Origin of the sequence: Cohnella hongkongensis (assembly GCF_042654645.1) — a bacterium.
In the GTDB taxonomy this organism is placed as follows: Bacteria; Bacillota; Bacilli; order Paenibacillales; family Paenibacillaceae; genus Cohnella; species Cohnella hongkongensis.
The window spans coordinates 238190-253196 of record NZ_JBHSEP010000003.1; the positions used below are offsets into that span (position 1 = coordinate 238190).

12 protein-coding genes are annotated in these 15007 nt (G+C 58.4%); 4 read left to right on the top strand and 8 right to left on the bottom strand.

The window, feature by feature from the left end; all coding sequences use genetic code 11:
* Window positions 1–125 precede the first annotated feature (125 nt).
* Together ACFO3S_RS06575 and ACFO3S_RS06580 are read right to left on the bottom strand one after the other, a co-directional pair.
* The gene (locus ACFO3S_RS06575) at window positions 126–2087 is read right to left on the bottom strand and encodes a copper amine oxidase N-terminal domain-containing protein (protein ID WP_378093578.1); all 1962 of its coding nucleotides are present in this window, start codon (window positions 2085–2087) and stop codon (window positions 126–128) included.
* 124 nt (window positions 2088–2211) lie between these two features.
* Complete coding sequence (locus tag ACFO3S_RS06580; RefSeq protein WP_378093580.1) at window positions 2212–2655, bottom strand: GNAT family N-acetyltransferase; 444 nt, start codon at window positions 2653–2655, stop codon at window positions 2212–2214.
* Between the two features lie 186 nt (window positions 2656–2841).
* On the opposite strand from ACFO3S_RS06580, the gene ACFO3S_RS06585 reads away from it, so the two are divergent.
* From ACFO3S_RS06585 to ACFO3S_RS06595, 3 genes are read left to right on the top strand one after another with little or no spacing between them, the layout of a single operon-like run.
* Complete coding sequence (locus ACFO3S_RS06585; protein WP_378093582.1) at window positions 2842–3942, top strand: GerAB/ArcD/ProY family transporter; 1101 nt, start codon at window positions 2842–2844, stop codon at window positions 3940–3942.
* A complete protein-coding gene (locus ACFO3S_RS06590) occupies window positions 3917–5473 on the top strand; it encodes a spore germination protein (protein ID WP_378093585.1) in 1557 nt (518 codons plus the stop codon). The genes ACFO3S_RS06585 and ACFO3S_RS06590 overlap by 26 nt, the downstream gene beginning before the upstream one ends.
* 1 nt (window position 5474) lies before the next feature.
* Window positions 5475–6635 carry a Ger(x)C family spore germination protein gene (locus tag ACFO3S_RS06595; protein ID WP_378093587.1) on the top strand — a complete coding sequence of 387 codons (1161 nt, stop codon included), beginning with the start codon at window positions 5475–5477 and terminating at the stop codon, window positions 6633–6635.
* A 36-nt stretch (window positions 6636–6671) separates the two neighbouring features.
* On the opposite strand, the gene ACFO3S_RS06600 is transcribed toward ACFO3S_RS06595, so the two are convergent.
* From ACFO3S_RS06600 to ACFO3S_RS06610, 3 genes are read right to left on the bottom strand one after another with little or no spacing between them, the layout of a single operon-like run.
* Window positions 6672–7676, bottom strand: a complete 1005-nt coding sequence (locus ACFO3S_RS06600) for a CobW family GTP-binding protein (RefSeq protein ID WP_378093589.1) — start codon at window positions 7674–7676, stop codon at window positions 6672–6674.
* A 25-nt stretch (window positions 7677–7701) separates the two neighbouring features.
* Window positions 7702–9666 carry a tetratricopeptide repeat protein gene (locus ACFO3S_RS06605; RefSeq protein WP_378093591.1) on the bottom strand — a complete coding sequence of 655 codons (1965 nt, stop codon included), beginning with the start codon at window positions 9664–9666 and terminating at the stop codon, window positions 7702–7704.
* Window positions 9667–9723: 57 nt separating this feature from the next.
* Window positions 9724–10248 (bottom strand): ADP-heptose synthase, encoded by a 525-nt coding sequence (locus tag ACFO3S_RS06610; RefSeq protein WP_378093593.1) that lies wholly within the window; start codon window positions 10246–10248, stop codon window positions 9724–9726.
* A gap of 160 nt (window positions 10249–10408) precedes the next feature.
* On the opposite strand from ACFO3S_RS06610, the gene ACFO3S_RS06615 reads away from it, so the two are divergent.
* Window positions 10409–10921, top strand: coding sequence for a hypothetical protein (locus ACFO3S_RS06615; protein ID WP_378093595.1), 513 nt, complete (start codon window positions 10409–10411; stop codon window positions 10919–10921).
* A 97-nt stretch (window positions 10922–11018) separates the two neighbouring features.
* On the opposite strand, the gene ACFO3S_RS06620 is transcribed toward ACFO3S_RS06615, so the two are convergent.
* From ACFO3S_RS06620 to ACFO3S_RS06630, 3 genes are all read right to left on the bottom strand, one after another.
* Window positions 11019–11327: a hypothetical protein gene (locus ACFO3S_RS06620; RefSeq protein WP_378093597.1), complete on the bottom strand. Its 309-nt coding sequence runs from the start codon at window positions 11325–11327 to the stop codon at window positions 11019–11021.
* 18 nt (window positions 11328–11345) lie between these two features.
* Window positions 11346–13652: a thiamine pyrophosphate-dependent enzyme gene (locus ACFO3S_RS06625; RefSeq protein ID WP_378093599.1), complete on the bottom strand. Its 2307-nt coding sequence runs from the start codon at window positions 13650–13652 to the stop codon at window positions 11346–11348.
* Between the two features lie 67 nt (window positions 13653–13719).
* Window positions 13720–14724 (bottom strand): 2-oxoacid:acceptor oxidoreductase family protein, encoded by a 1005-nt coding sequence (locus ACFO3S_RS06630; RefSeq protein ID WP_378093601.1) that lies wholly within the window; start codon window positions 14722–14724, stop codon window positions 13720–13722.
* Window positions 14725–15007 lie beyond the last annotated feature (283 nt).

The window sequence follows — 15007 nt, forward strand, 5'->3', positions numbered from 1 at the left end:
GATAATGATTATCAGTGTCAACATTTGGACATTTAGCCGGAACAAGCGGGCTTCGCCTTCAAACGCGACAAAAGCGGCCTCGGGATTTCCCCAAGGCCGCTTCGATCCTCTGCGACTCTGCCAATCTAGTGAGTCGGCAGCGGCATAAATAAGAGATTGATAGGCAGCATGCTTCCGTTGGCCGGCGTGAACGTGATGGTCACCGACTCCGACGCGTCTCCTGTCTTGTACAGCATGCCAAGCTCGTTCGTATTGCGCAGAATGCTCGTGTTCGTCGTGTAGACGACCTCTCCGTTTACCGTGAACGCTCCGGCATAATGCCCGCCGCGAGGGCTGAGCACGATCGCCGTACGAGGCAGCACGTTGTTCAGCTGGATCGTATACAGTACGCCGTAGTTGCCGGCGTTCAGAACAGGCGTCAAAGTCGTCTTGTCGATGCCGGATATTCTCGTGTCGATCACGTTGTCGGCCAGCACCATTCGGCTATTCTCCGCGCCGAGCGTCTGATTCACGTACATGATGCGGTTGGCGTTGTCGAACGTGCCGCGAACGTGCCGGTCGTTGCTCGGCAAAATGGTCAAGTCCGGGAGCGCGCTCATGACGTCGCGGTCCGCGTCCACGACGACGACCTTGAAATCGAGCGAAGCGCTCATCCATACGTCCGCGAACATCGAGTATACGTCGCCCGGCTTAACCGGCTTGTCGCTGTACTCCTGGAAGATCATTCGACTCTCTCCCGGTGGGACCTGCAAGTACGTATACTGCGGCGAAAGCAGCGACTCCAGGAATCTTCCCGTGACCGCTCGTCCTACCGTCGATACGATCGGGTTCGGACCGGCCATCCCCTTGGCGCCCATGCGTACGGTGGCCGGCTCGAGGTTGTTGTTCGTCAGGATGATGTAGATTTTGACCGGCTTGGCGCGGCCGTTCTGATTGTGAAGCAGGAACCGGACGTCGCCGGACACCATGTCTTCATAGTAGATGCCCTCTTCGCGGATCGTCTCCGGGCTGTTGGCGCGAATGAGCGTCTGCTGACGATCGTTGATGTTGTAAGGAACCGTCGGCCACTGAAGCACCTTGGCCCCGTCCATATCGAATTTCTCTCCGATATCCGTGTACAGAAGGTTAAACTCTTCCTTCGTATACAGCATTTCGTCGAGAATCGTGAGCGTCTTGGAGATTTCGTCCGCCTCGCCGTGAACGTCGGTCACTTTGAGCGTGATCGTCTGCTGTCCCGGCTCGAAAAAGCCGCGCTCCGCGTTCGTCCATACGGTGCTGGCGATCGCATTCTCGTCGTCGGTGCTCAGATCGGTGTACGTAATCAATTCGCCCATCTTATACGTCGTCTTATCGGTCGTGAATTGCGCTACCGGAGGCTGATTGGGCGGTTTGACCGTAATCGTAACCGAGTAAGGCTCGCTCCACCTGCCGTTTTGGTCCTTGACCCAGCGCGTGACGACGTAGGTTCCCGGTTGTTCGAAAACATCGTATTTATTCTCCCAACGCTCCTCGACGATGGCCATTCCGCTGGGATGATAGGCTTCGTCCACATACCGGACTTCCGTCTGCTGGGCGTACGGATTCAGATCCGATACGGAAAACTTGGCGATCGGCGCGTTCGACCACGTCAATTCAATCTGCTTCGTCGCGGGCAGCGATCTCATCGTCAGGCCGAAGCTCTGGGCGGCCACCCGGACCGGCAGCATAAGCGTTCCCTTCAGAACGTAGGGCGCTCCGGTCATTCTCTTCGAAGCTCCGTTCAACGTATAGGTCGATTTGTCCGCGGTCAGGACGAGAACTTGATCTCCGCTGGACAGCGTATACCTCTTGCTCTTGGAATCGTAAACAATCGTTCCGTAGATTTCGTTCATGAACGTTCTGGCCGCCACATAGGTGACGCCTTTGACCTCGGTCAGCGGCTGCGGAGCTGTGACCGAGACGCCGTTATGCAGGATTTCATTGGACTCTCTGGTGAGAATCAGCTTTTCCAGACCGACCGCGCTCGTCTCGGCCAGCGCGGTCGAAGGCCATGGGAAGGATAACATCATAAGTGCCGAAAGCAATAACAGCGTAAACCTCTTCTTCATACTGTGCTCCTTCTAAAATCTAAGATGGTGGGTTCCACTCGCTTGACGATCATAGGATATAACGCCAAAAAGGGACAAAGGTTTCTCCATTTAACGAAAAATTAACGATTTTTCGCGCATTAACTTACAAATCCAGCCTTTTGCTCATTCGTACGTGCGGAATCCCCGCGTCGAGGAAAGGCTCTTTCGATACGGTCGCGTACCCTTGCTTGAGATAAAAGGCTTCCGCCGAGCATTGGGCATCGAGAATCGAGGCGCGATAGCCCTCTCTCCCCGCCTCCTCCTCCATCGCCTTCAGCAGAAACGCCCCCACTCCCTTTCCGCGGTGTCGCTTCCGCACGGCAATCCGCTGCATTTTGGCGACTCCGGGCTCGTAAGTCCGGTATCTTCCGGCCGCGATCGTATCGCCGCCCGATCTCACAATATAGTGGCGGCAGGCATCCGGAGAGTCGTCGTACTCGTCCAGCTCGACGTCGGCGGGTACGCCCTGTTCCTTCACGAACACTTCCATCCGTACGGCGAAAGCTTCCTTCAGCTGCTCCATCGTTTCCACACGAATCCAATCCATCCGATTCCTCCCGCCGATCCGTTATCCAACTGTCCGACTCCCCGAAGCCGCATCCGAGCGGCCCGCAATTAACAGCATAACCGAGCCCGGCGGAATGTTCAACGGATTTGGGATTCCATTAATTGCATACGCCCATGACGATCCGATCATACTAACCAGAACATGGAGGAGGGAACCTGTTCGGCTATGAAAAGGACGAAAATCAGCGTTATCCAAACCATGCTGCTGTTTAATCTGGCTATCGGCATTACGAATCACGTCATTGTTGTCCCGCTCATCCTGCAATCCGCCTATCGGGATTCCTGGGTCAGCGCGCTTCTGGCCATACCGCCTCTGATCCTGTGGACGATCGTCATCTACCAGATTATGAAGCTGACCGAACAGCAGTCGCTCTTCCGGTGGTTTCAGCAGAACTATAACGCAGCTGTCGCCTGGTGCGTCGTTCTTCCGATCGCTGCGCTCTGCATGATGATTCTGTACATCACCGTCCGAGACACGACCGTCTGGACCAAAGTGACCTACCTGCCCAAGACGCCGTTCCCGCTAACGATCGCCCTGGTCGTGTTCTCGGCCGTGTCCGCGGCGTTCGCCGGGCTGCGCGCGATCTCGATCGCCGCCGGCATTCTGCTGCCTATGGTCATCGTTTTCGGCCTGTTTGTCATGAGCGTCAACTTTCAATTCAAGGATTACAGCTATATGTTTCCCTTGCTCAGCAACAGCGCGGCATCGATTCTGCGCGGAACCCAGTATACGTTGGGAGGGCTTGCCGAGTTCACCCTTCTGCTCGGCATGCAGCAGCATCTGAGCAATAAATTCCGGCGGCTTCCGCTTCTGGCGCTTACGCTCGCCGTCACCGGCCTGGTCTTCGGCCCGCTTCTGGCCGCGATTACGATCTTCGGTCCATTCGAGGCCGCCGATCAGCGCTACCCGGCGTTCGAGCAATGGAGAATGGTCATGATCGGCAAATTCATCTCCCACCTCGACTTCCTGTCCATCTACCAATGGATGTCCGGAACGCTGATCCGCGTCGCGCTCGCCTTCTATCTCCTATTCGACCTGCTTCAGCTGACCGGAAGCAAGAGCCGGCGAATTCTGATGCCTCTGGTCGGCATCCTGATCGTGTTTCTGGCTTCGGACGCCCGAATCAGCGACGCGAACTTCCTGGATTTCCTCGGCGCCTATTTTCCGATCATGATGTCGTTCTTCTACTTGTTTCCGTTCCTGCTGCTGATGATGATCGCTCCGAAACGAGGGAAAGCCCATGACGCGCCAGCGAGCTCCGCATAACGGTTCGGGTTCAAGCCGTCGGAAGGACGAACGCGAAGAAACCGCGCATGCTTCTCGGCTCACTTCGGAAGAGCTGAATTATAAGACGTTGACGAAGCTGTTCGAAGCTTCAAGAGACGTTAACGTTCACTGGTATTACGAGGAGGGAGAAGCTCCGCGCGCCTTAAATCCGCTGCTCATTTATTGCGACGGCATGATCGATTCCCGTCAGCTCAACGACTTTCTGTACGTCCAGCTTAGACGGCTGCTCGATCACGAATCCGAGGAAGGAATGCCGGTCGGAGCGAAGCTGCCCGTTCACACGCACAAGCTGTTGGCCATTGAAGGACAAGACGCCGTCGAGAATCTTGTCCAGCAGGTGTTCTCCGGCAATCTCGTGCTGTTTTTCGAGGACAGCAAAAACATACAAGCGGTACAGATGGCCGCCCCGCCCCAACGCGAAACGAGCGAATCGAACACCGAAATTTCCGTCAAAGGGCCTCGAGACGGCTTTACGGAAGCGATCGAAGCGAATATCGCCCTCGTCCGCAAAAGGCTGAAAACGACCACCCTCGGGGTGGAATACTTTCATCTGGGGACGCGCAGCGTCACCTCCGTCGCCCTCTTGTACATCACGGATATCGCCAACCGCGATCTGGTAGACGAGGCGAGAAGACGCCTCCGCAACATCGATATCGACGGCGTGTTATCGAGCCAGCTGCTGGAGGAAGCGCTGTCCGACAGCTCCTATTCTCTTTTTCCGCTGATCGAGTATATGGGCAGGCCGGACTACATCGCCGCCGGTCTGCTGCGCGGCCGCTTCGCCATAATCGTCGACGGTTCTCCGATGGTGCTTATGGCGCCCTCGAACTTAATGACGCTGCTGAAATCGCCGGAGGATTTGCACCTTCCCTTCTACTATGTCGCTCTGGAGCGTCTGCTCCGGATCTTGGGGCTGAATGTCGCGCTGTTCTTTCCCGGCTTCTGGGTGGCGATCTCCGCCTTTAATCTCGATCAAATCCCGTTCCCGCTTCTGGCCACGATCGTCGTGTCCAGACTGGGGCTGCCTCTGTCGGGACCGATCGATCTGTTTCTGATGATCGGAATGTTCGAATTGTTCCGCGAAGCGGGCATGCGCTTGCCGAAGGCGATCGGCCAGACCGTGGCGGTCGTCGGCGGGCTGATCGTCGGGGAAGCCGCGATCAATGCCGGGTTGACCGGACCGACGACGCTGGTCGTCTCCGCCGTCACGGCCGTGGCGAATTTTACGATCGTTAACCAGTCGTTAAGCGGAGCGGTCACGTTTATTCGCCTGTTCGTGCTCTCCATGAGCTGCCTGTTCGGAATGCTCGGCTTTTTTTTATCGGTTTTCCTCATTGTCGTCTACCTGGCCTCGCTCACCTCGTTTGGCCTTCCCTATCTCTCTCCGCTATCGCCGTTTCGTTATAGGGAAACGTTCATGGCGCTGATAGCGCTCCCGAGGAACAAGTATAACAAAAGGCCAAGCTCGTACTATCCGAATGACGCGAACCGCCAAGGAGAGAAAACGTAAGATGAGAAAATGGCTGCGCTGCGCGTGGGCGATCGCCGTCTGCTTCGCGATCGCCGGGTGCTGGGACATCAAATCGATACAGGACGTGAACTATTTCACCGCCATCGGCATCGACTATGAGAACGGACGCTACCAGGTGTACGTGCAGCAGCTCGATTTTTCCAGCGTCGCCAAATCCGAGACCGGCAAGAGCGATCGGCCGGCTAATATCTGGGTGGGCAAAGCGTCCGGAGAGACGACCACGGAAGCGATTATCGAGCTGTACCAGACGACTCAGCAAACGGTGTTCTGGGGACATCTCAATGCGATCGTTCTTTCGAAAAAGGCGTTGAAGCAGGGGGGCTTGCTCGGCGTCATCGACTCCATCATCCGATTTCCGGAATTCCGGTACACGCCATGGGTTTTCGGAACGGAAGTCGAGCTGAGGAAGCTGTTCTCCACCCGGCCTTTCTTTAACCTGTCTCCGATGAACTCCATTCTTCAGGCGCCCGAGAAAAACTATGAACAGCGCCCGATGGTCGCTCCGATGCGGCTGTCCCGATTCGTCCGGGAAATTCGGGAGCCCGGACTCACGACGCTGCTCCCCTCCCTGGCCGTGACGAGCCATACGTGGACGGAAAACCTCAAGCCCGATTCGCAGCTGGAGCTTAACGGCGTCTATGCCATGCGCAACACCCGGTACTTGAAATGGATGCCTGCCGGGAAGCTTCTCGGGACGAGGTGGGTCGTGAACCGCTCGCAGGGCGCTCGGGTCATGCTGAAGGATCGGGGAGAAAGAGTCGCCGCCCTGCAACTGTCGAAGCCGAAGTCGAAAATCCGCGTGTCGCTGCACAACGGCGAGCCGACGTTTCGCGTCGAGGTGGAGGCTGCAGCCACCATTCTGGAGCTGTGGAAGGGGAATACCGAGGCGGAGCTGGAGACCATGGCGGCGGAGGAAGTCACCCGACAAATCAAGACGAGCCACCTCATGGGCCAGAAGGCGAACGCCGACGTTCTCGGTCTGGAACACCATCTCTACCGCTTCCACTACCCGGTATGGAAACGGTTGACGTCGAACGGAAGCTCGCCGCTGGCGAATCCCGTGCTCGGCGAGATTAAAACAACGGTCCGGATCGCGCACAGCGGCATGTACAAATTGAAGCGCTCCGTGCCGGAGAGCTGAGCGGCTGCAAGGAGAGAGCGAGCTTCGTACTCCGCCTCACGCATCGGTTAATCGCTCCAGCTGCCGTACCAGAAGGTCGCGCGGAATTTGCTCCCCGATCAGCACCAGAACGTCGTGCACCGTCCCTTGGGGACTGATCTTTAAGAAGTCGCTTTCCCGGTAGGCGTACTGAAACAGAAAGCGGCTGCCCGTGTCTCGGAAAGTGACGATTCCTTTGCTTCGATAGACGCTTTCCGGCAAACCGGCCACCCACTGCTCGAAGGCTGCGCTGTCGACCGGCCCCGACAGGTAATGCGTCAGAACGCCGACCTGTTCGTGACCGGCGCCGATCTGGCCGCCCGGATCGGCGTCGTGTTCATGCTCATGCTCATGATCATGGGCGCAGCCGGGGGAACAAGCCGGTCGGCTTCGCCCGGCGGCCGGCTCAGCGCCCCGAACGCCGGCATAGATCAAGTCGGGCTCCAGCTGCGCTCTCACGGTGACGACAAGCGAGGCCGACGGATTCCAGCCGCCGATCAGCCGCTTCAATTCGTCAAGCTCGGCGGCGCCTACAAGATCGGCTTTGTTAAGGATGACGAAGCTGGCCGCCGTCAGCTGTTCCCTCATGAGGCGATAGGTTTTGCCCGCCCCCACTCTGACGCGGTCGAGCAAATGCCGGGCGTCCGCCACCGCGACGACGCCTTTCAGCTCAAGCTTCTCGTACAGGGAGGCCTCCGTTACCGAGTCCATCACTTCGAGCGGCTGGGCGATGCCGGTCGTCTCGATCCAGATCGCGTCGGGACGGTGGTCGCGGGCAAGCTTCGCCAGCTCCATGCCGAGGTCCGCGCGAATCGTACAGCAGATGCAGCCGCCCAGCATTTCCGCCATCGGAACGTCTTTGCCCAGCAAGGCGCCCTCGACGTTCGCGTCGCCGACCTCGTTGAGCAGAACGGCCACCTTTTGCCCGTCGGTACGGGCCTCGTCCAGAATGCGGTTCAGCAGCGTCGTTTTGCCGCTTCCGAGAAATCCGGTCAATACGTATACGGGAACCAGTCGATCCATTCGGCCAAAACTCCTTTGCCATTCGCTAGGATAAGTACCGCGAGCTGCCGTACTTGCTCAGGAATTGCTCCTTGGCCCGCTCCCTCATCTCGTCGTCGAAGCCTCTGATTTCGCTCAGCAGTTCGAACCGGTCGCCGTCATGGGGACGCGCCTCCGCGTACAGCAGCCATTGCGCCAGATCGTCGACGGCGCGTATCCGGTCGAAGTCGTGGTGATACCATAAGGACGCCCGTTCGAGATAGGCAGATGCGTCGAACGGCTTCAGCTCAATCACTTTCGTGAACGAGGCAATCGCTTCGTCGGGCCGATTCAGACGGTTGTACAGCTGTCCCAAGTTGTAATAGCCTTGGGCATCGTCCGGAACGAGCTCCGTATAAGAGGTCATATCCAGCAGCGCGCCGTCCAGCTCCTCCATCCGATAATGAATCAGTCCGCGAAGCCATAACAAACGGACGTTCGTGCCGGCCAGTTGAAGCCCGCGGTTGCAATCCGCCAGCGCATCCTCCCACCGTTCCGCCGCATAGCGGCAGCGGGCGCGCCGATCGTAAATCTGCGGATTGTCCGGCTCCATGCCCAACGCGCGGGAATACTCGTCATCCGCCAGCTCGTAATTGCCCATTCCCATATACAGCTCCGCCATCGCGTACGCCGTTTTGCTTTCCTTCTGCACGTTTTCGTCCAGCCGGGTCGCTTCGAGAATGTCCAGCATCGCCTCTTCGTAGCGATCCTCCATATAGCGCGAGTAGCTCCGCCTCATGTAGCCTTCCGCCGTCGGCCTCAGCGTCAGCGCCCGGGTGTAGGCTGCATCCGCGTCGCCGTACTCGGCGGCGTCGATCAGAATCTCGGCCCTCTGCCTCCAGTTCAGCGGATCGTACGGCTCCAATTCCGTCAGCTCGTCGCTCTCCTTGAGCGCTTCGTCTCCCCGCCCCCACTCTCGATAGGTGTCCGCCAGCCAATAGCGAACGACCGGGTGCTCCGGAAAACGCCGCTTGGCCTCCAGCAGGACGTCCACCGCATCTTCCTGCCGTTCGAGCGAGCGATACAGCGCGCAGAGCTCCATATACCCGGGCAGCCAGAGCGAATTCTCGGAGACGAGCCGCTTCAGCGCTTCCTCCGCTTCCTGCGGCCGATCGAGCCGTCTCAGCAATTGCCCTAGGCGAAGCTGCAGGTCCGGGGCGTGCGGAAAGCGCTCGAGAGCGTCGCGAAGGGAAGCCAGCGAGCCCTCCAGATCGCCTTCGGCTTCCCGAAGCTTCGACTCGTACAGCAGGAAGCCGTGCTCTTCCTCCGCGTCTTGCAGGAACGTGTCGATCGCCGCCGGAGAATATCTCGTTCTCGCCTTGTAGTTCGCCTCCCCCCGGTCGATCTGAGCGCTCCACTCCTTCTGCATCCGAATCGCCTCGGTCAGCGAGCTGCGGGCTTCGTCGAGCCGACCCAGCATCTCCAGCGCCTGAGCGCGCCGGAACCAATAATGGGGAATCGTCCAGTCTTCATCCGAGCAGGCGCTGGCATAGCTGGCTTCCGCTTCCTCGTAACGCCCCATCTTCATGTAGACGTTGCCGAGCTCGTAATACGTAGAAGCCTTGGAATCCTCTCGCCGCCTGAGCACCTCGAGAAAATCGCTCACCGCCAGCTCGAATTCGCCCCGGTTGTTGCGGGAAATCGCTCTTGTATACCAGACCAGGTACGAGTCCGGTTTCAGCTCGATCGCCGCGTCCAAATCCGCGATCGCTTCCTGCTCCTTGCCCATTTCATTGTAGATGTGGGCTCGTCTTTCATAGGCCTGGGCATGACGGTTCCGCTTCAGGAGAGAGGTCAGCAGTTCGACAGCCTGCTCGGATCTCCCGCATTCGTGAAGCAATCCCGCATAGTCGATCCGCTCCGCCAAGGTCATCCGTTCGACCCCCCAACGCTCGTGCCAGCGGACCGACTTCTGCAGCTTCTGCTGCTTTCTCAGCCTTCGGGCCATCCAGCGGGCAATGGCGTACAGCATCGGTTTCGTCCTCCCTCCGGCTTGACGCAAAAGCTGCCGAGCGGCTCGGCAGCTTGGTTACTCTCTGTACTCTTCCGCGGTCTCCGCATGCTCCTCGACAGCGTACTCGAAATCGTCGATATCGAACAGCTGCACAGGCACCCCGTTCTGAACGACCTTGTCTTGAAACTCGATTTGATCGGTCAGAACCGGACATTGCAGCTTGATCGCCATCAGGATGATCTCCGTCTCGATCGGATCGAAAGCTTCGCCGTACTGCATGTTCTCCGCCGCGTTCACGATGACGAGCGACACGTTGTCGTTGATCGGCAGAGGCGGGCTCTCCCGCCAAGGCGCCATCAGCGCGCGTTCGATCTTCTTTTTATTGAACGAATCCTCGAAGTAGGCAATCATCTCTCCGATCTTCGTCTTCACGTAAGCGTCGTCGTCCGCTTCCGGCATGACCGGCTCCGGACTGTCTTTCATATCGTAGAGCTCCATGACCGAGGTGTAAGGTATCCTGTACTCGACAGGACGTTTCGGCAGAAGCAGTTGACCGTATATCGCGATCATGACGGCCTCGATGACAAAACGCCGACTCATCTTTTGCTTTCCCTCCCACAAATCTTACCGCGTCTTGCGCATTGTTTTACATTATAACACAAGCCCAAACGGCTGTCGCCGTTCTTTGACTGGAGACAAGGCTGAGGTATAATATTTCAAGAAGTTATGCCTTCATTATTACGGTTAAGGGGGTGTCGGGATGTCGGAGTCAGCCTTCCATCAGTATATGCAGGCCGAGCCGGAGGAATTAGAGCAAACGCATAGCGAAGAGATCGCGAGCAAAGGTTATTTTTCCTTCTACCGGTTTATCGAGGATTTCCGCGAAGGCTTGAAAACGTATTCGGACGACGATATTCCGCTGTATCGCCGCAAGCTGACGCGCGCCCGCGAGCTGTTCCCGAATCCGCAGCGGTTCAGCCCGTCCTGGGGCGGCGTCTGGGACGAGTTCGAGCTTATCTTCGGCGTCAAGAACGACGTATTGGCCTCGATTCCTCCCCTGCAGCGGGAAGGGGAATGGCAGATCGTGCTCGACAACCCGTATTCCCATCAGCCGGTCGTCTGCTATCCCGGCCTGCCGTTCCTCGAAGCGGCTTATTTGTACGGCTATTTTCAGCGGGAGCTGAAGCCCAACGAGCTGCTGCGCCTGCAGCATGTGGCGAGCCTCCTGTCCGTTCGCGGCAGCCGCTCGGCTTCCCTGCTGCCCGAAGCGTGACGCGCTCGTCCCGGAGGGGAGAGATCCCTCGTCCTCCGCTGCGGCTTGAGCCTGAACAAGCGTCCTCCGAATGTCGGAAGACGCTTGTTTAATGACGTTAAGCATTCGATGCGGCGGTTGCGCCAATGACGCCGTCCCGATAATGGACGGTTCTTCGCGGATCGTTGCGCAGCTTGACGTTGGCCAACTTCGCTTCGCGCTCGCTCAGAAGGATCGTCTCCCAAGCGTCGAGCCTGCCGGCCTCGTGCTCCGGCGGAACTCCGGCCAGCGCCAGAGCTTCCGCCACCGCCGGAGCCGCCGGCGCGCTCTCCCACTGCACGATTCCGTAGTACTCCAGCTTATAGCTGTTCCGCTGCACGCGGGCGAGCAGCGTTCCCGTAGCCGAATGACGCAGCGCGTAAGGCATGCTCTCCGCCCCCGGCCGTCAGAGATCCGGATGCTCGTGCTTCGCCTTCAGCACGTTCCACCGCCGCTCGATCTCCGATTCGAACTCCCTCAGCGTCTCCGCATATTCCGGCTTGTTCAGATGCCTGGTTTTGCCCATCATTTTCAGCCAATCGCCGACGGGAACCCTCTTCCCCTTCTCTTCGGGATTGTAGGTAATCGTCGTCACGCCGCGCTCGACCTCGTAGAGCGGGAAGAAGCAGCTGTTCACCGCGTAGTCGATAATGTCGGAGCCGTCCTTGTCGTCGGACAGCCAGTTCAGCGGACAAGTAATGAGAATTTTGCCGTACACGAGGCCGACGTTCTGGGCGTACCACTGCGCCTTCGCCCCCTTCCGCACGAGATCCTGAGGGAACGCCTCGCTTCCGGTGAAGACGTAGGGAATGTTCGTCGCGGCCATAATCTGGGCCGTGTCCTTATGGTGGAACACTTTGCCGCCCTGGAACTTGCCGACGTTGGACGTCGACGTCCGATGTCCCATCGGCGTCGAATACGAGAGCTGGGCTCCCGTGTTCATATAGCCTTCGTTATCGTATTCGAGAATGATCATTCGATGGTTGCGAAGCGCGGCGCCGATCGCCGGCCCCATGCCGATGTCCATGCCTCCGTCTCCCGTAATCATGACGAACGTAAAATCGTCTTTGAGGCCGTACTGGTCCAGCTCGCCCCGGCGCTTGCGCTCGTGGAACATCTCGACGACCCCGGACAGCGTGGCCGCTCCGTTCTGGAACAGGTTGTGAATGTAAGTCGCCTTATGGGCCGAATACGGGTACCCGGTCGTGACGACCATCGCGCAACCGGTATGGAACAAAGCGACGATGTCGCCTTCGATCCCTTTGAAGAACAGCTCCAGCCCGGAGAAGATGCCGCAGCCCGGACACGCTCCGTGCCCCGGTGCGATCCGCTTCGGCTTCTTCGTCAGGGAGCGCAGCGGCGGAATGCGCACGTTGACCTTGCCCGTCGCCTCGTCGGGCGTTACGGTAATGAGCCCGGTTTTCAGATCCTCGTATTTCATCGGCTCCAGCACGCGCTTGGGCGCCTTGGCCGGGTCTCCCGGCGTCGCGCCGTGATAGTCGAACGGCTTCTCCACATAGCCCTTGTTCATCGCCTCGATTGCGAACTCGAACAGCGCCAGCCCGTCCTCGGCGTAGAAGTCCTTGCCGCCCAACCCGTAGATGCGGCTGATGACGAGCGTGGTCGAATTGCCGTACTGCTGCAGCGCGGCGCGAACCTCCATCACCATATTGCCGCCGTGGCCGCCGTACGAGTCAGCGCGGTCGCCGACAGTGACCGCCTTGACGTTCCTGAGCGCCTCGGCGATCTGCTTCGCCGGGAACGGCCGTATGAGGTTCGGGGAGATCGATCCGGCCCGAATTCCCCGGCTGCGCAGCTGATCGACGACGTCCTTAATGATCTCCGCCGACGAATTCAGCAGGAAGACGGCGACGTCGGCGTCCTCCATCCGGTACAGCTCCAGAATCGGATATTCCCGGCCGGTCAGCTCCGCGTATTCCTTCTGAATGCGATCGAAGACCGCTTCGGCCCGGTACATCGCCATACTCTGCTGGTAGCAGTTGTTGATATAATCGGGCTCGTTCATGTACGGTCCGACGGTGATCGGGTTGTCGCGGTCCAGCACATGCTGGAATTCGGGCGGATGCTCGCCGACGAACTTCTGCACGTCCTCGCGGTGCGTGAACGTCATCACCCGGCGCTTCTGATGGCTGGTGAAGTAGCCGTCCGATGCGACGATGACCGGCAGGCGCACCTCGGGATCCTCAGCCAGCTTCAGCGCCATAATATTCATATCGTATACGGCCTGCGGATCCCGGCACAGCAGAATCGGCCAGCCCGTGTTGAGCGCAAAATACAAGTCCGAGTGGTCCCCGTGAATGTCGAGCGGTCCGGAGACCGACCGGCACACGAGATTGAGAACCATCGGGAACCTCGTCCCCGACTGCACGGGCATCTGCTCGAGCATATACAAGTAACCGTTGGCGGACGTCGCGTTGAACACCCGTCCGCCCGCGGCCGACGCTCCGTAGCATACGCCCGCCGAGCCGTGCTCGCCGTCCGCGGGAATAAGCACGATGTCGTGCTGTCCGTTCGCCTTCATCAGATCGAGGAACTGCGCGACCTCCGTAGACGGGGAGATCGGGAAATAACCCATGACGTGATAGTTAATCTGGTGTGCGGCGTATGCGGCCATCTCGTTGCCTGATTCATAGACGATCCTTTGCTCGACGGTGCCCTGACCAACCGTTTCCTTGCGAATATCGATCGACATTTTCAGACTCCACCTTTCCTATCGGGTTCTGTTCTTGAAGGTTCGGCGCTCTATCTCTCGTACAGACTTACAGAGCCAACTGAAACTTGTGCGCGACCCGATGAGCGTCCGCATAGCCGTCCGCCTCCAGCTCGGAGGACAGCGCCTCGGTCGGACAGGCCTGCACGCATTTCAGACAGCCTTTGCAATACTGATAATCGATGCCCTGCAGAAACATCTGCGGACGTCCTTTTTTGTCCGGCTGCTCCTCCCACACGAAGCAGAAATCGGGACAGACGTTGTCGCACGCCGCGCAATGGATGCACTTGTCGTCAGCGAAATGCGGCATCCTGCCGGCGCGGGAAATGCTCAGATCCTTCAGAATGCTGTTGCCCGGATTCGTAATCAGGCCGCCGATCGGCTGGGTCTCGTAACCGAGCACCGGCGTGTCCATGCGAACGAAGGACGGCATCTGGTCCCCCTCCTCCAGCCGGAACGTCTGAAAGCTCACTTCGTCGTAGCCGCGCTGGAACGTATTCAGTGCGGGCTGGACGGCGGCGGGGTACTTCTTCTCCAGCGACTTGCGAATGACGCCCTTCATGAATTCCGCGTCCAGAAAATCGCAAAGCCTGAACAGCCCTCCGAGCATCGCCATGTTCACCCGGTTGTTCTCCTCCATCGCGATTCCGGTGGCGTCCACGACCGCGATAATGCCGGCCTTCAGCTTCAGCTGACTCTTGAGCTGCTCCGGCGATTTCTTGGAATTGACCAGCACGATGCTGTCTTCGTGCATGCCGGAAATGACGTTGATCGTCTTCGACAGGTTCTCGTGGAATACCCCGATCACGTGCGGCCGCTCGACCGGGGACGTATCCCGAATCTGCGTATCGATGTCGCAGAACCGGATGTGAGCCTTGACGGGCGATCCTTTCTTCTCCGAGCCGTAAGAGCTGAAGCTGACGCCGTTCAGTCCGACGCCCATGACTCCGGCTTCCGCCAGCATTTTGCCGGCCAGGTTGGCGCCCAGCCCGCCGATAGACTCCAGCCGAATTTCAAAAAATCCGAGTTCGTTGACCTTGGGCAGCATCACCATGATTTTCTGTAAACCCCTTTCGCATGAAGTGAAGGAACATTCAGAAAATTAATAATATACGAAATATTAATTATTTCGCCTTAAAAGGATGAATTCCTTCCTCCGTTGTGGAAAAACGCCAAATATAGTCAGACCCGGACAGCGCCGCAGCGAAATTTCCCCCGGAAGGCTTTCTTTCTCTGTCGGTTGCTCCGGTCGTTCCTGCCGTCCCTGATCGCCGCCTCGTTCTTCCCCCGTTTCCTCCCTTCCCTCCATTATATGTCGATGTCCTTCGCTCATTGCT